This window comes from Wenyingzhuangia gracilariae (assembly GCF_056387575.1).
This window is the reverse complement of record NZ_CM150748.1, coordinates 2,617,015-2,634,945: the sequence shown is the minus strand read 5'-3', so window position 1 is coordinate 2,634,945 and position 17,931 is coordinate 2,617,015. Positions and strand designations below refer to the sequence as shown.

The 17,931-nt window shown below is 32.9% G+C and carries 11 protein-coding genes; 1 reads left to right on the top strand and 10 read right to left on the bottom strand.

The window, feature by feature from the left end; translation table 11 throughout:
* Positions 1-45: 45 nt before the first annotated feature.
* From ACY2IJ_RS11440 to ACY2IJ_RS11420, 5 genes are all read right to left on the bottom strand, one after another.
* Positions 46-2,508 carry a glycoside hydrolase family 2 TIM barrel-domain containing protein gene (locus tag ACY2IJ_RS11440; RefSeq protein ID WP_476724501.1) on the bottom strand — a complete coding sequence of 821 codons (2,463 nt, stop codon included), beginning with the start codon at positions 2,506-2,508 and terminating at the stop codon, positions 46-48.
* 127 nt (positions 2,509-2,635) lie between these two features.
* On the bottom strand, positions 2,636-4,450 hold the full coding sequence (locus ACY2IJ_RS11435; RefSeq protein ID WP_476724500.1) for a sodium:solute symporter family protein: 1,815 nt from the start codon (positions 4,448-4,450) through the stop codon (positions 2,636-2,638).
* Between the two features lie 83 nt (positions 4,451-4,533).
* Positions 4,534-6,198, bottom strand: a complete 1,665-nt coding sequence (locus tag ACY2IJ_RS11430; RefSeq protein ID WP_476724499.1) for a glycoside hydrolase family protein — start codon at positions 6,196-6,198, stop codon at positions 4,534-4,536.
* Positions 6,199-6,210: 12 nt separating this feature from the next.
* A complete protein-coding gene (locus ACY2IJ_RS11425; protein ID WP_476724498.1) occupies positions 6,211-7,758 on the bottom strand; it encodes a sulfatase family protein in 1,548 nt (515 codons plus the stop codon).
* A 2-nt stretch (positions 7,759-7,760) separates the two neighbouring features.
* Positions 7,761-9,050, bottom strand: a complete 1,290-nt coding sequence (locus tag ACY2IJ_RS11420) for a glycoside hydrolase family 117 protein (protein WP_476724497.1) — start codon at positions 9,048-9,050, stop codon at positions 7,761-7,763.
* A gap of 265 nt (positions 9,051-9,315) precedes the next feature.
* Between ACY2IJ_RS11420 and ACY2IJ_RS11415 the strand changes: the two genes are divergently transcribed.
* Positions 9,316-10,887 (top strand): tetratricopeptide repeat protein, encoded by a 1,572-nt coding sequence (locus ACY2IJ_RS11415; RefSeq protein ID WP_476724496.1) that lies wholly within the window; start codon positions 9,316-9,318, stop codon positions 10,885-10,887.
* A gap of 553 nt (positions 10,888-11,440) precedes the next feature.
* Here ACY2IJ_RS11415 and ACY2IJ_RS11410 read toward each other — a convergent pair.
* The 5 genes from ACY2IJ_RS11410 to ACY2IJ_RS11390 are packed head-to-tail and all read right to left on the bottom strand — an operon-like array spanning position 11,441 to position 17,922.
* Entirely contained in the window at positions 11,441-12,670 is a 1,230-nt protein-coding gene (locus ACY2IJ_RS11410) for a glycoside hydrolase family 16 protein (protein ID WP_476724495.1), read from the bottom strand.
* Between the two features lie 5 nt (positions 12,671-12,675).
* Positions 12,676-14,124, bottom strand: a complete 1,449-nt coding sequence (locus ACY2IJ_RS11405) for a sulfatase family protein (protein ID WP_476724494.1) — start codon at positions 14,122-14,124, stop codon at positions 12,676-12,678.
* Positions 14,125-14,129: 5 nt separating this feature from the next.
* On the bottom strand, positions 14,130-15,086 hold the full coding sequence (locus ACY2IJ_RS11400) for a LamG domain-containing protein (RefSeq protein WP_476724493.1): 957 nt from the start codon (positions 15,084-15,086) through the stop codon (positions 14,130-14,132).
* Positions 15,064-16,803, bottom strand: a complete 1,740-nt coding sequence (locus tag ACY2IJ_RS11395; protein ID WP_476724492.1) for a glycoside hydrolase family 2 protein — start codon at positions 16,801-16,803, stop codon at positions 15,064-15,066. The genes ACY2IJ_RS11400 and ACY2IJ_RS11395 overlap by 23 nt, the downstream gene beginning before the upstream one ends.
* Positions 16,804-16,809: 6 nt before the next feature.
* Positions 16,810-17,922 carry a glycoside hydrolase family protein gene (locus ACY2IJ_RS11390; RefSeq protein ID WP_476724491.1) on the bottom strand — a complete coding sequence of 371 codons (1,113 nt, stop codon included), beginning with the start codon at positions 17,920-17,922 and terminating at the stop codon, positions 16,810-16,812.
* Between the last annotated feature and the right edge of the window lie 9 nt (positions 17,923-17,931).

The following is a 17,931-nucleotide window of genomic DNA, read 5'->3' as shown; positions in this document are numbered from 1 at the left end:
CTAAAAATTAGCTGGATTTTTGGACATGAATAAGATATTCTGACTTTACTTTGTCTTTACAACTACTTTAGCAGACCTTAAATACTTAGACTTTGCTGTTAATTTAATATCTCCTACTTTTTTTGATGATTTTAAAACAGCCAAACACATTCCGCTAAAAGCTTTTCTTTGGTTTGCCTGAAAAGATTCTAAACTAATTTGATTCCCGTTATCTACGGCTAATAATTCTCCTTCTCCTCTTACAGAAAACTTCACTAAATTATCTGCATTAGGACATAGGTTTCCATTTTTATCTTCTATTCTAACGGTTACATATGCCAAATCAGAACCATCTGCTGCAATTTCTTTACGATCTACAGACAAGCTAATTCTTGCTGGTTTACCGGCTGTAAAAATTTGTTCTTCTTTAATAACTTTTCCATTTTTATAACCAACTACCTTAATGTTTCCTGCCTGATAAGGAACCTCCCATGAAAGTCTATATTTGGACTTAAATGTTTTAGGTTCGTATCGCATAAAATCTACTTTTATTTCTGTTAGATCTTTTCCTTTTACCTTTTTACCCATAGACTTACCATTCACAAAAAGCTCGGCTTCATCTAAGTTTGTATAACAATAAACAGGAATTGTTTTCCCCTCCATGCCTTTCCAATTCCAATGTGGTAACAAATGAATCATTGGTTTTGTGGTCCATTGGCTTTGGTATAAGTAAAAACGATCTTTAGGGAAACCACACATATCTACAGCTCCAAAATAAGAAGCATGTGATGGCCAATCTCCATTCCAATACCCGTTGGTAGAGTTGTCTTTTCCTCCATAAGGAGTAGGCTCTCCTAAATAATCAAATCCTGTCCAAATAAACTCTCCCATTATAGTTGGGTTTTGTTCTTGAAAATGAAATTCAACATCTGGTGGATATGCCCATGGTGGCCCTATTAAGTCATAACTAGTTACATGTAAAGACTCATGCGTTTTGTATTTTTCTATAGGTAAATGATAAATTCCTCTACTACTTGTGCAGCTAGATGTTTCTGATCCATACAATGGCAATTCTGGATACATAGAGTGCAACTCTCCGTATTTAGAAGGCTTGTAATTAACTCCAGCAATGTTTACTTGCTGAGCCATGTTATTATCATAAGGACCTCTATAATTATTAAATCCTGCTGTTGTTGGACGAGTAGGATCTACTTCTTTACAATATTCATGTAGCATTTTAGCTACTTTCCATCCGTTCTTTTTGTCTTTTTGCTCTATAATTTCATTCCCAATACTCCACATAATTACCGAAGGATGATTTCTATCTCTTCTAATCATGTCTTTCAAATCTCTTTCTGCCCATTCGTCAAAAAACACATTGTAACCGTTAGGAACTTTTTCCATTTTCCAAACATCAAAAGCTTCATCTAACACTACCAAACCTAATTCATCACAAGCTTCTAAAAACTCTCTAGAAGGTGGGTTGTGGCTGGTACGGATGGCATTTACTCCCATATCAATCATAATCTGTAACTTTCTTTCATCTGCCCTTTTGTACACAGCAGAACCCAAAGCTCCATTGTCATGATGCAAACACACTCCGTTAAAACGAACTTTTTTTCCATTTAAAAAGAATCCATCTTTGGTGTATGCAATACTTCTTAAACCTATTTTAGTTTCATAGGTATCTACCACTTTATTATTTTGAGTAATAGTCGTTACTGTTTTATATAAATTAGGTTGATAAATATCCCAACGTATAGGATTTTGAACCTTGGCATACAAAGCAGAAACTGCGGATGTATTTGCTTTAATATTTATATTTTCTTCTACCGTAGCTACACTTTTTCCCTTAGGATTAAAATATTCGTGTTTTACTGTTACTTTAGCCAACTTATTGCTTTTATTAACAACAGTGGTTTCGTTCTGAATTACGGCTAATTTTTCTGTAACTGTTGGAGTGGTTACATAAGTACCCCATTGATCTACATATACTTGTTCGTCTATTTTTAACCATACAGAACGATACAATCCTGCACCAGGATACCATCTAGAAGACAAATCTTGAGGCCTTAAACGAACCGCAATTACATTCACTTCATTGTCATATTTTAAATATTTAGAAATATCGAATTCAAAACCAATGTATCCATAAGGTCTGTTACCAACCAATTGACCATTTACCCATACATATGCATCATACATAGCCCCTTCAAACTCAACTCTTACAACTTTATTTTTAGCACTTGCTGGTACTTTAAATGTTTTTCTATACCATCCTGTTCCATGAAAAGGCAAACCACCTGCACGTGCATTGTATTTTTCATCAAAAGGTCCTTCAATTGCCCAATCGTGAGGTAAATTTAATTTTCTCCATTTTGAATCATCAAAATTTACTTTTTCAGCACCTTCTGCTTCGGCATTAAAAAACGTCCAAGATTCATTAAAATTAATGTCTTGTGCATAGATTGTTTGACCAACAAGTAAACTTAAAAACATTAAAGATGTAAATAAAAAGAGTTTCTTCATTTTGTATTTAAATAGATTAATAACTATAACAAAAATGGTGTATTCACATTAACTACAAATAGACATATGATTTTGTTTCTATAAGATATGTGTTTTTTAATCTTTTGTGTAGGCATTACCTGTATTTCTAAAAGACATTCACTTTTATTCGTTTCCAAATCCTGATCAATAAAACAGTAAAAACAATTACAATTCCACTTGTTAAAAGCGCATTATTATAATCCCCATAAATCCAAAAACCAGTAGCAAATAAACAACTATAAATAACCACACAACCCAATAGCATTGCTAAAATTCCCGTAGGTAAATTCCAGGGCTGTGTATCTGTAACAACTTCCACAGATTGTGCGTTAGCTTTGGCTATTATTTGTTTCCATCCGGGACCTCCGGGTTGAGTTTTTCTATAAAAATTAAACAAAACACTGTTAGACTCTGGCTGTGTTATATAAGTTACCAACAACCAAACAAATGTAGTAATTCCAACTATTAAGGGATATTTTGACCAAACAGGAAACAACCCATCATTTACATTAAATAAGAACTGATGAACAGAAGATTGGTTAAAAAACAAAGAAATTACTCCCGAAGAAACCATTGCAGAAATCTCACTCCACGCATTTATTCTCCACCAAAACCATCTTAAAATAAATAACAAACCTGTACCTGCTCCAAACATTAAAATAAGAGAAAATAATTGCATAGCATCTGTAAGTTGTAAAGCCAATAAAGCACTTATAACCATTAAAACTACTGTTGTTATTCTACCTACTAATACTAATTTCTTTTCAGAAGCATTAGGTTCTATTTGTTCCTTGTATAAATCATTTACCACATAAGAAGCCCCCCAATTTAAATGGGTAGAAATAGTACTCATATAAGCCGCTACTAACGATGCTAAGACCAGCCCTAACAAACCACTAGGTAATTTAGTTAACATGGCTGAGTATGCTAAATCGTGTCCCAATTTATCATCTGCAATATTTGGAAATGCTTGTTTGATACTTTGTAAATCTGGGAAGACCACTAAAGAAGCCAAGGCTACAATAATCCATGGCCAAGGTCTAAGCGCATAATGCATAATATTAAAAAAGAAAGTTGCACCAATGGCATGATTCTCGTTTTTTGCAGCTAACATTCTTTGTGCAATATAACCTCCTCCTCCTGGCTCTGCTCCTGGGTACCAAGAACTCCACCACTGTACCGCTAGTGGAATTATTAATAAGGTGATGAGTGAATTTGTATCAGAAAAATCTGGAAAAAAAGACAATTTATCTGCAACATTTTTATGCACTAACAAAGCATCTAAACCTCCAACTTCAGGTAAATTTACAATATAGTAAGCTGCCCCAATTGCTCCAGCCATGGCTACAAAAAACAATAAAAAATCGGTATAAACAACTCCTCTAAACCCTCCAAAAGCACTAAACACAACGGTTATTAAACCTGCACTTACCACAACTTGCCAAGGATCTAAACCCAACATTACTTGACCTATTTTTATAGCGGCTAAAGTAACCCCGGCCATGGCCAAAATATTAAAAACAACTCCTAAATAAACAGATCTAAATCCTCTAAGAAAACGTGCTGGTTTTCCTCCATATCTTAATTCGTAAAATTCAATATCGGTATCTACATTGGATTTTCGCCAAAGCTTGGCATAAACAAAAACCGTTAGCAAACCTGTTAGTAAAAAAGCCCACCAAACCCAGTTACCAGACACTCCGTTTTGACGAACAATATCTGTAACTAAATTAGGTGTATCTGTAGAAAAAGTAGTAGCTACCATAGACAAACCTAACAACCACCAAGGCATGTTTTTTCCCGATAAAAAAAACTCAGCTGAATTTTTTCCCGATTTTTTAGAAACCAAAATTCCTATCAACAAGGTTATTGTAAAAAACAAACCTATTAATAGGTAATCAAAAATGCTTAAGGAGATCATTTATTGTGTTTTAAAAGAACCTAAATGTACTAAAATAGCTTGTTTATAAACAAACCTTTTGTGATTGATTTGATTCTAAAAAACTACCGAACAATTACATTACCTTCTAACATTGATGGATTTTGACCTTTCTGTAAAATGCTTACTCTAACTTTAACTACATCATCTCTTTCTGCAAATTTTCTTGCTTGAAATGCTAATGTTGTTTTTTGAAAAGGTGCTAATATTGGTACACTTCCAACAACCAACTCTTTCCATTTATGATCTTTAAAATATTCAATCTTAATCTTAGTAGGTTCTGAATAAACCTGTCCAAAATTTTGCACTTCTACTTCTACTTTCCAATAATGCTTACTAACACCATTTAACACAGGATATTTAGCCGACAATGCTTGCATTTTATAATGAATCCAAGGAAGTCTAGCATATCCAAAAAGCAATTTACCCTTCTTTGTTTTTCCTAATAATTTTCCTGCAAAATTATCTTTTGTAAATCCATGTCCTTTAGCATTAAAAACCAACACCAAATCGTTTCCTAATTTTATTATTTTTTTAATCTTAGCACCTCTTCCATAATTCACTTCTTCAGAAGCTCCAAAGCGGAGTGACTTTACATCTAAATCTTTATGTGGGTTGAAGCCTTTTTCAGCTTTTAACAAAACTTCAATAACTTTTGTAGATTCATTAACTTCTTCTTTGTTTAATATTGTAATTAAACGACCAACAGTAACTGGAATTCCAATATTCTTTGAACTATGATTATCACTTCCTCTATCTAATTTTTTAATGGTATCTGCGACTGCAAAATTTACTTGAAAAGCACGTCCGTATTCATCTTGCAATACCTTCATACGTTCAAACTTATACCAATCTTCAACTTGTCCATTTTCATGTTTAGCAATTCCTGGCATATAAGCCTCACCTGGTTCTTCTTTCCAATTAATTCCATCTTTTGAACGCAAGTAATAAGCTATTCGCCCTAACCAATCATTTACTACCATATGATACTGAATGTTTGTTCTCCAAACTACAGGATCTTCATAACGGCCGTCGTAAGGAGGGTAGGTGCTTTTTTCGCTTACTTGATAAAAAGGAGGCAAACCAGACTCACTAAAATATACTTCTCCACCACGACAAATCATTAAATAAGACCCATCTTCTCGTTGAGCAAATGTATTGTTTGTAACATGGTCTATAATAGCTCGTTCTCTTTGATCGAATGTAAATTCTTGATACTCCCACGGTCCGTATAAACTCGTAGACAAATAACCACCTCCGTTTACATATATAAAAAAACGACCACCTTTTAATTTATAAACTTCAGGATTATGACCTTTCCCTATTACCTCTCTTGGACTAAAAGGTCCCATAGAATTTTTAGAGGTAGCATGTACCACTTCTGACCTTGGCCATTCCATATGCCCTTTCTCTGAATCTTCCCTCCATCTACATAAATATTGATGGTAAACTCCCTTAGCATCCTTTATGATATTTCCACCCCAATAAGACCACGTATTATCTTCTATTCCATTCTCTATATACCTTGGTTTTACTGCTTGTGTTCCCCAAGTATCAGAACTTAACATCCCCATAGCAGGCATAGGTAAAAATCGGTCCATAAAACGACCTCCATAGACCAAACCCTCCCAATGTTTAGGTCTAGAACGCTCTATATCCTGCGCTTGCATTCCTCCTAAAAAAAGAAAAAAAATTATTATTAAAACAATGTTCTCTTGTGTTGTTTTCATTCTTATTTGTATTTAGTTTTGTTTATTCCATTTTTTCCTTAAAGAATACCCTTGTTTTCTATATGTCTCCAGCAAAGCTTCCATTTTTTCTATGACTTTAGGATGTTTTGTATATAAGTTAACCCGTTGCTCTGAGTCTTTTTCTAAATCGAACAAAAGTCCTTTGGTTGTAAAATCAGTATAACCACGCATCATTTTATAGAATTTCGGCATTCTTGATACTTGACCTGTAGATTTGTTTATATATAACCATTTTCCTTGTCTTAACCCATACATTCCTTTATAAGTGTTCTGAACTGTAGCTTCTCTTAAAGGTGTTTTATATTTTTTCCCTTTTATAAGTTCTAAAAGACTATAACTATCCACAGCTGCTCCTTTGGGCAAAGAGGAGTTTGTAATTTCAGCCAATGTAGACATGATATCTACTTGAGAAATCACTTCTTTCGAAACCGATCCTGGTTTCACATTATTTGGCCATTTTATAACAAAAGGAACATGATGTCCACCTTCCCAAACATCACGTTTTAAGCCCCGAAAATCTCCCATACTATAGTGATCGTATTTTTTAGCTCTTTCAAAAGCAAATTGTTCTGGCCCATTATCTGAAGTAAAGATTACTATCGTATTTTCTTCAAAACCTTTTTCTTTTAAAGCTTTTAAAACCTGACCTACAACCCAATCTGTTTGAACCATAAAATCACCATAAGTTCCTGCTTTAGACATTCCATCAAACTCATCATTTGGTATAATTGGTGCATGTGGAGAAGGCAGCGCTAAGTATAAAAAAAATGGTGATTCTTTTTTCTGATGATGAATCCATGAAATTGTTTTTTCTGTAATTGTTGGCAAAACTCTATACGGATCCCAACCTGCCACTTTAGGCCCAGGACGAGAGTCCCAATCAATCTCTTTAGCTTGTCTTTCAAACTGATTAAACTCAAAAAAATCATTAGGAACTTCTACAAACTTATCATTTTCTACCCATGCATACGGAGGAAAATTAATGGTTCCATCTCCAAAATAATAATCAAACCCTCTATCTAAAGGTCCACCTTTTAAAGGTGCTTCCCAATCAATATCTTGAACCAAATAAGTTTTATGAGTTTCCCCCCAATAAGTACGTTCTCCAGAAGGTTCTTTGTTTATAAAATTCCAATTCCATCCCAAATGCCATTTTCCAATAGCAGCTGTTTTATATCCATTATTTTTTAAAATTTGTGGTAAGGTTACATCCTTGTCTTTAAACATGGGAGGTCCAAATGAATTTACGATATTATGGGTTCGTCTCCAATGATATTGACCAGTAAGCAAGGCAAAACGACTTGGCGAACATATTCCTGAAGAACTGTGTGCATCTGTAAATCTCATTCCTTCTGAGGCCAATTTGTCTAAATATGGCGTAGGTATTTTGGAATTTGGGTTTTGACAATTTAAATCACCATACCCCATATCATCTGCATAAATGATAACAATATTTGGTTTTGAATTCCTTTTCATTATTTGTCCATAGCTAATTTCTACAAAAATTATTAATATTAAAATTGCTATTTTACATTTCATATTTACTTCTTTCTATATTGTTGATTTATCAAACGATTTTCTTCTTTAATTCTTTGCAATTGTTTCTGATTCAATTTTTGTTTTAATATGTATTCTATTTTTGGAATTAAATGATGTTTTTTCATAGAAGAATCATCTACATCTTGACTCAAATCACAATCAAAACGTAACAAAACATGATGGTTTCGATTCCAATCTCTATGCGGTCTTCCAAAATGAGAGATTCCCCACGTAATTCCTCGTCCATCTTTAGCATCTGTAAAAGCATCTTTCACAAAAGGGCCTGCAGCATTAGGCATTAATTCTACTGTAGATGCAATTTTAAAGTTTACCCAATCTTTAGCATATTGTATTGTATTACTTTCATTTCCATCTCTTATAATAAGGGCTGCAACCCCATTTTTAAACGGAAAGAGTGTAGTTTCGTGTCCAGAATTCAAAATTGGATTTAAAGGATGTTTTTTAAAAGGACCTAGTGGGTCTTCGGCAATTGCCAATCCATGCATTCGAACCATAGTTTCAGAATCTGATTTTCCAAAATCTGATTTATAATACATATATATTTTACCATTGTGTATTAACGGATAAGGATCGTGAATAGAGTGCTGATCCCATTCTCCTTTAGCTCCGTTTGGAATGACAATTTTGTGAGTAGCAATCCAAGGGCCATTTGGTGAATTTGCATAAGACACTGCAACTGGACAATAATCTCCTCCGTTTTTTCCAGGAGCTTCGTTAAAAGCTTGATAATACAAATAATATTTTCCTTTCCATACAAGAATATCAGTAGTAGTTACCGAACGATGCCCTGGATTAGGGTATGTTGCACGGGGGATTGCAACTCCTTGTTCTTGCCATGAAAAACCATCTTTAGAAGTAGCATAATAGATGTCTGACAAATCCCAATCTGCAGATGGAATTGTATCGTTACTTTTTAAAGCATTTGAAATTCCAATGGGTGCCACAGGAGTTTTACGATGTGTATACCACATATAATATTTGCCATTCACAAATATTATTTTAGAAGGATCTCTACGTGAAATAGTACCGTCTCCGTTGTTATAATCAAACCCCTTTAATTGCGTGTACTTAAATTGACTATAGAGCTCGTTGGTTTCTGGTCTAAGCCCCATATAAGCGTCATAATTTCTTTCCATAGCAGCACTTAAAGGTCTATTTGGTTTTTCTATTGGAATAAGATACGGAAATGCTTTCTTATGGTGTTCTACTTTACTCTTTTGACAGGAAACGAAACAAACAAATAGAACTAATTTTAGAAATATTGATTTCATTTTTTTGAACATTTTTAAAGGTTTATTTTAATGGGTGATAATAGATTTCACTATGACACATTTGTAAGAAATTTGAAACTATTGCATTAACACTTTCAAAAACAACAATCCAAATATTTACTTTTTACAGCTAAAAACATCTTTTTAAACCTTAGTATAAACATAGCAACTTTAAATTTCAACTAATCTACAACATAGTATTTTACAAAATAAGTTACTTTTATCCATAAGTTTATCAGACACTTACGTTATTTTACAGCTTTCAATGAAAACATTTTTAAAAAAACACATATTACAAATTATTGTACTAACTCTCTTTTTAATTTTTACTAAAAACAAAGGATTTGGACAACAACCGAAAGACAGTATTCGTGTTGACTTAGAATTAACCGTTTCTAAAGCCCTACAGAAAAAAGACACGTTGAGAATTATTGATTCTAAACTTCTTCTTGTTGATTATTTTTCTGGAATAGGTTTGTATAGCAATTGTTATGAAGAAATTTGGACATTACTTCCAATGGTAGAAGCTCCTAAATACAGAGTTCAAAAAATTGAAATTCTATATAAGCTTATTACATTGTATATGGTTTTAGAGCAATATGAAAAAGCTGAAAAAACTTTTCAAAAAACAAAACAAATAGCTTTTGATCAAATAACTAATGCACAAAGAAGATTAGAGCTTTTGGCTGAATTTTACAACAAAGCTACATGGATTGCATTACAAGCTCATAAAAACTACAAAAAGGCGGAAAAACTAGCACTTAAAAGCATTGCATATAGTCAACAATTAAAAAACAACAAAGTTGCTGTTTATTACGGATGGTTACACCTTTCACAAGTTTATTTAGATATGAATAATTTGGAAAAAGCAAAAGAATATCTTTTTAAATTAAACCGAATTTACCCGCTACCTTTAAAACCAATTCATGGTTTATTATATGAACGACTAGGTTTGTACTACAAACTGAAACAAAAAAATGAGACTTCTATTTATTATTATGAATTAAGTATTGCTGCCATTGAGACTTTTAAAATTCATGCTGATAAAAAATTACAAACGTTAAAAAACCTTTCAGAAATTTATGCTCAAAAAGGGAATTATTTAAAAGCCTATTTAAAACAAACAGAAGCCTTTGCTTTAAACGATCAGTTATTTAATAGTAACAAATCTTTAAATAAAGAACTTTTTGAAATTAAAAACAAATACGAAATTCAACTTCAAAAAAACAAAGAAGAAATTCAGTTGCAACGACTTAATTCTTTAGAAGGAGAAAAAACCTTATGGCGATTTAAAATCGTTTTTATTGTGTTAATTCTATGCTGCCTTTTTGCTTCTTTATTTTTATACTTTAAACGAAAAAATCAAAGTAAAATTTTAGCACAAAAACTTGAAATAAAAAAACATAAAGAAGTTCTTGAATTTAAAAACAAACAATTATTAAGTTCTGCTTCACAATTACTAGAACAAAACTCTTTACAAAAAGAAATAAAAAAACAACTAGATAAGTTAGAAGTAAAAGGCCACAACACAACTATTATTAAAGAATTAAAAAGCTCTCTTAACATCAACACTAATACTAAATGGAAAGAGTTTGAAGCTCATTTTACAGCTGTAAATCAAATGTTTTACACCTTGTTAAAAAACAAATATCCATTATTAACTCCTACCGATTTAAAAATGTGTGCTTTTATAAAACTTGGTTTTAGTAGTAAGGATATGTCGCAAATTATGGGTTTGAGTGTTGAAGGAATTAACACTTCAAGAAGTAGATTGCGCAAAAAAATGCAATTAACTAGAAAAACAATCCTTTCGGAATTTTTACAAAACTTTAATTAACTCAACACTTACTATAAACAATATTGGATTGTTAGACAAGCGAATGTTATTGTTTACATAATTGTTTGTTCCCACTACCAATCCTGTAAAATCTGGTTTTACTCCTTCTAACCCTAATCTTTTTAAGGTTTCTTTATTTTTTGAATGGCTATTGTGTTTATTGTTGTATTGTCATCTACGGCTTCATAATCTTTTACATTCCAAGTGGTTTGCTTGTTGCTACAAGCAACTAAATTTAAGGCTATTAAAATAATAGCTGTGTAAATAGTTTTATATAAATTAATTCTTTTAATTTTAAGAGAGTACTACTCAATACGTGTGCGTACACAAACCTAATACTTAAACCTACTTTTAAGACATACATATGTTTTAAAACATGTTACTAATGGTTTTATTTGGTTTTAAAATAGCTGTTTTATATGACACTTTTATTTTAAAAATTTATTAAAATAGGATCCAAAAAAAACAGTTTATCGAAATATTCGATAAACTGTTTTTAACAATACCCTTCTAGAAATATAAGTTACTTCTAACATATAAATTCTAAGATTATTTATTTTTTCTGATAATATTTTACATAATCAACCTTCATGCTTTTACCATCCAAATCATCTTTTAGCACTCCGTGCCATTTGATAAGTGCTAGACTTAAAAAGATAGGTACTTCACTATGACAAAACTCGTTTTTAGTTCTTCTTAATTCTTTTCCATCAAAATAAAAAACCAGTTCGTTCTCATCCCATTCTAGTCCATAGGTATGATATTCTTCAGAAAAATCATTTTCTTTAGCAGCATCTAAAACAGAAATATCTCTCCATTCTCCATCTTTTAAATATTGAATTTTGTAGTTGCTAATTAAACTGTGCCAAACTTTTTCCTTATCTCTCCAACCATTTGTAAACTGAATGCAACCAACAGTAATAGGATCATTCCATGCAAACTCTACCCACTTTACTCCTTCAGATTGTGTACTCCAAGAAGTAAAAGGGTTTCCGTCTATCAATTTGTTTTCTGATGATTTTCCTTTAAAAGAACCACTAGAGGTAATATTTACATTTTTAGACCTAGCATAATTTTCTAAACCAGCAATATCACGATCTGCTGTTGGCGATAATACTGTTGGGTATTCTCCTGATTCATTGACACCATACACTCTAAACTCACCCAAATTGAATCTAGAACTTTGATGAGATGTAAAACGTATTTTTTTAGTTTCTACAGGAATTTCTAACTGAATGGAATAATCTGGTTTGGTTCCAAAAAAGAACATCTCATTATAACTTGGATGCGTTTTTTTACCGTTAGGCAAAACTGTAAAATCTGACCAATTGTGTATATTGGTACTCACTTCATTTGGGTAGTGACCTTCATTAATATCAATTTCAAACTTTTTTCCTTCTGTAGGTTCTCCTCCTCTTGTCATTAACCAAAAAGAATTGTTGGTTGCTTCACCTCCAGCATATTTATATCTACACTCAAAATAACCGTATTTAAATTTCTTTTTGGTCCAAATACTCCCAGCAGTCCAATCTTGCCCTCCTCTTTTTTCTTTTCTTATGTTTAAATGCATTACACCATCTACAACATCTACATTCTCTCGCCAGCGGCTACAATATAAATTTTTACTAGGATGGTTTGCCGAAATCCATTGCTGGTCTAAAACTTCATTTTTATAATTAAAATCATCTTCCCAAACCAATTTCCATCCTTTATAATCAAATGTTTGTTGACTATATATAGTTGTAACCCCCAACAAAACAATTCCTAATAATACCTTTTTCATTATCTCTATTTTTTTAATAATTCTTGTTCCCAAGCGTTTACCAATTCTTTATAACTAGCTTTTGAATTTAAATTTGGATGCATTTTAGAAACAGAATTGTTATAATAATTTTGAGAACCTACAATTCCTTTTTGTTTTGCTTCTTTGGTTTCTGGCACATTATTTTTTTCTGCAACAGCCAATTCTTCTTGTAATTTTTTTAACAGCTTTTTTTGAATTTTAGCATATTTTTTTTCATTTGCCAAATTGTGAAACTCTGATGGATCTTTTTTCAAATCAAAAAATTCGAATTCAGGTTTGTTTTTAGCCATAAACTGATTGTAAGGAGCTGGCAATTCACCTTTACTATGTAAATAATGATACAAAGCAAAAGCAGGATATTGCAATTTTTTATAACTACTTACCTGCATCCAAGATCGGTCATAGGTTCTGTTCCAAATTAGTTTGTAACGTCCATCTGTAATGCTTCTTAAATTCTCTACTGCATCTCCTGTTCTTTGTCTAAATCCAAATACATAATCTCTTTTTTCGCATTGTTTTCCTAAAAAAACTTTTCCATCTAAACTGTATGGAGCTTTAAGATTGCTGATGGCTAAAGTAGTGGCAGCAACATCTACCAAACTAACCAATCTATTGTCTTGCTTTCCTGCTTTTAGTTTTTTAGGCCAACGAACAATTAAAGGAATTTGCAAACCTCCTTCATATAAAAATTGTTTGTCTCTTAAATGCGGACGTCCATGATCTCCAAAAAAGAATACAACTGTATTCTCTGCCAATCCATCTTGTTCTAATTGCGCTAATACTTGCCCAACTATTTCATCACAATGCTGTACAGATTCTAAATACTTAGCCCAATCTGCTCTTAATAAAGGATGATTTAGGTATTCTTTTGGTAGTCTGATTTTATCTGGATCTACAGGATGTTTTGTATCATAAACAAAAGGTCTATGCGGATACTTTATTTGTACCTGAGCAAAAAACGGTTGCCCCTCTTTTCTTTCTCTCCAATGGGTTCCATCGTATTTTATGTCTGGAGCAAAATTGTAATCTTTCTTACCCATAGTTTTCATAAGTGATAACCCTGAACCGTTAGATACAAAATATCCTGCTTGTTTAAAAAATTCTGTAATAGGTTGAATACCATTGGGTAGTTTTTTTCTTTCCATTGTTCTGTGGTTTTCAGAATTAATGGCTGTTGGATACATTGCTGTAATCTGAGAAGATCTACTAGAAGAACACACTGGAGCATTGGCGTATGCATTGGTATACATTACTCCCTCTGCAGCCAATTTATCCATATTTGGAGTCTTAACCTCAGGTTCTCCATAGCAGCTCAATTCACGTCCCAAATCATCTGCATTGATCCACACAATATTTAAAGGTTGGTCTTTTTGTGCTTGTAATGTTCCTATTGCTAAAAAGAACAATACCCCTATTTTTTTTAATCTATTCATTATTTTTATTTTTTATAATCGTAAAAATGAAACCAATCTACTTCAAAAGTACATTCGGTAATTTGCTCTTCGGTAACAGCTGCTTTTCCTTGTGGCATGTACAAATTTCCTATGTACCAATACAAAGGTTTTACGGCTTTCTTAGGCACCGTTCTTAGACTAGGCTTTACATCATTACTTGTAAAGTGAATACGATGCCCTACTTGCACCCACTCATCCTTATCCAACAACCATAATTGCAAATAATTAGGATGGTATTCCATTCCCATAGTTTGCCAAGTATCAAAACCATAAGAACCAATTACTCGTTCTTTGTACTTGTCTTTTTTACCATCGGTCATCATGGCTTTTTTCCAACCAAACTTTTTTCCTAATTTGTTTACTTTGGCTCGTTTCTTAATTGAATCTACCCAGATATATGCCGGAGCATCGGCGTTCCAATCTGTTCCGCTAGACTTCCAAGTAGAAAATTCCATAATATCAATTTCCATCCAACTATCTCCTTCTCCACTTGTATGTGGTACTTTGCCTTTTTGGGTATCATCTAACGATCCCCAAATAGAAGGATGCCACACGTTTTTTCCTTGCTCATAGATTCCTGTAGTTTTCCATCGGAAAGCATAAAATCCGTATTGAAAATAGTTGTTTGATACAATTCCTCCTGCTTTTTTTAAATTTTTGCGACCGTAACAAATTAATTTACCTTCTTTTTCTTCTACAAATTTAGAACCTGTTGCCAATCCTTTTCGCCAAGGTTTGGGCTGACGGTAATGCCACTTTTCATTGTCAAAAGCATTGTGTTTTCTCTGAGCATTAAATTCATCAGAATAATACATATTTGCTTTGCTTTCATAAGTATTTTCTAATGCCTTAGGCAAATGTTGTGCTTTGGCTACAAAAGCAAACAAGCACAAAAACAAATATCTTTTTTTTAGCTGTTTAATTTTTATTCCAATACTCATATGCTTCTTTTAATTGCTGATAAGCTTTCTTTTTATTTCTACGTTCATCTACAATTCCCCATTCTCTAAATCCTGACTCTGGAGTTCCTTTGTAATCACTTCTATAATCATTATAACTCCATAAGGAAACCCCTGTAACGTAAGGATAATTTCTAAGTTGTTTTATCCAATCTACCAAATCATCTTTTAACACTGCATGGGGTGCAGGCCCTATTTGCCCTCTTCCTATTTCGGAAACAAAAATGGGTTTGTCTGGAAAATTACGATGTACTTTTTCTACAATTTTTAAAGCATGACCATAACTATTCACACATAAAAAATCTACTTTTTCATACGGTTCGTTTCCTATAACTCCTCCTTGATACGAAGTGTTACTTACATAAGTTCTCAATCGGGTACTGTCTAAAGACACCACATAATCCAACATTTCGTTTGCATAATCGTATTGGTCTTGTGTTAAATGTTGTTCTCCCCATTTAGGCTTATCCGTACGCAACTCATTTCCTACACTCCAAGCAACTACACTTGGGTGGTTAAAATCTCTTGTAATCAAATCTTTCATCCATTGATGTGTAAGCGGATTGTTGGGTACCGAATTTGGATCTACTGCTCCCCATACCGGGATTTCTTCTACAAGTAAAAATCCATTTTTATCACAAAAATCTAAAATGTTTTCAGAAAGTGGTGCGTGCATTAACCTAGAAAATCGTCCACCTAAAGCCATTATGTCTTTTAAATCTTGTTCAATCAATGCATCAGGTTCTGTATTACCAAAATCAGGATGATCGTGAACACGATTCAATCCATTCAAACGAACTGCTTTGTTGTTCAAAAAGAATTGCTCTTTTTTTACTTCAAATTTTCGGATTCCAAAATGATCCGTACGTGTATCTAACACCTTTTTATCTACTAAAATTGAGGTTTGAAGGTTATATAAATTAGGAGATTCTAAATCCCATAACTTATAATTATTCAAGCTTTTCTGAAACTGAATGCTTTTTTCTTTTGAGGAATTTGGTGGAATAGTTAACGTTTGTACCGTTATATTTTCTTTTCCCTTTATTGCAGATTGAATGTAAACTTTACGAGCTATATTATCGTTATTTTCTATTTTGTATTTTATGCTAAAAGAAACTTTTTTTGTTTTAAAATTAGGAACTGCTGCAATGTGCTGGTTAACAATTCTTACATTTTCTTTAGCAAACAAAGTGACCTCTCTACTAATACCTCCCCAAGCCCACCAAGCTCCTCTACGAGTGGTATTATCTGCCATAACCACTAAAGAATTATTTCCTTTTGAATTTAGCTTTTCTGTAATATTAAACTCAAAAGGCAAATAACCTCCTTTATTTTCTCCTAAATACTGTCCGTTTAACCAAACCTTTGCTGTTTGGTATACAGCATTAAATTTTAAACGTATTTGTTTTCCTTTCCAATGGTTGGGAACCTGAAAGTTTTTTTGATAATATCCTTTTCCTACATAGGTACTATACTTTTTTGTCGTATCCCAATTTCCAGGAACGGTAAGCGTATCCCATTTGCTGTAATTTGCTTCTAAAACAGCTTGTTCATCAACTTCATTAGAAGCTAAAAACTGCCAACTTCCGTTTAAAGAAATTTTCTTTTTGTAGGAATTCTCAGTTGTTGATGTGTTTACATTTTTACATGATATCATCAACAAAACAGACGTACAAAACAATAGAAATGCCTTTTTCATGATTGCTTATTTTTCTTTGGTAATTTTTAATGGAATTTGAATGTTAAACGAATGACGAACATTGTTTGCATCAATCGTATCTGCTGCACATAGTAACGCTACTGGTTCTCCATTTTCTTTAAACACTTGTGGACGTTCTAAATGGTCAAACTTAGTAGTTGTTCCATCTTCCCATGTTACGGTTCTATCAGAAACTTCAAAGTTTTTAGCTTTATCCCACTTAATTCCGTCATTAGAATCGTAATGAACTAAAGAAAAAATCCTCTTTTTTCCTTCGAATTTAATTCTCTTTACAATAGCTCTATACTTTCCATCTTGATACCAAATGTATGGGTCTTCTGCAGGAAAGCGTTCTCCTTCAAAAACAAACACAGGGTCTGGAAACTTTTTAAAAGGTCCTGTTGGAGAATCTGCAATGGCTACCATGTGCACTACAGGCCCACCTGCAGGCAAATCAAATTTTTTCCCTACAGCTTTGTACACCATTAAAATTTTTCCGTCTTTCATTTCACAAACCGATGGATTTGATGTCATTAAAGCATCGTACGCATTTTCATCTTCATGGTTAATGTCTAAAACAGGTTTGTCAAATCTTGTCCAAGGTCCATTAGGATTGTCTGCCACAGCTACACCAATTCTTTGATTATTTCTGTGTACCCAATTAATTTTTTGCTTTCCAGGAACACTTACTATTTTTTTATCTCCGGTGTTCCCCATATGATATAAATAGTACTTTCCTTTAATTTTAAGAATTGTTGGGTTGTGAGTGGTAGATCCATCCCAAAATTGAGGTCCTCTGTCCGCCAAAGCAACATCGTGAAACGTAAAAGGCCCAAATGGTGATGGTGCTGTTGCGTGTGCAATTTCTGAGTAATTTACCCATTCCCATCCTATATTTTTTGGCCATCTTGAATAATACATATGGTACAAGCCATCTTCACCTTTTACCAAACTTCCTCCCCAAACACTTTTTCCTTCTTCTTTAAAAATAGAGTTTTTGGAAACAACACCTAGTTCAATTTTATAGTCTACAGGTTTTGCTGTAACTTTTTCTGATTTGTTTGATTTACACGCCATCATTAAAAACATGGCTAGAACTGCTGAGTATATTACTTTCATTTGTTTTGG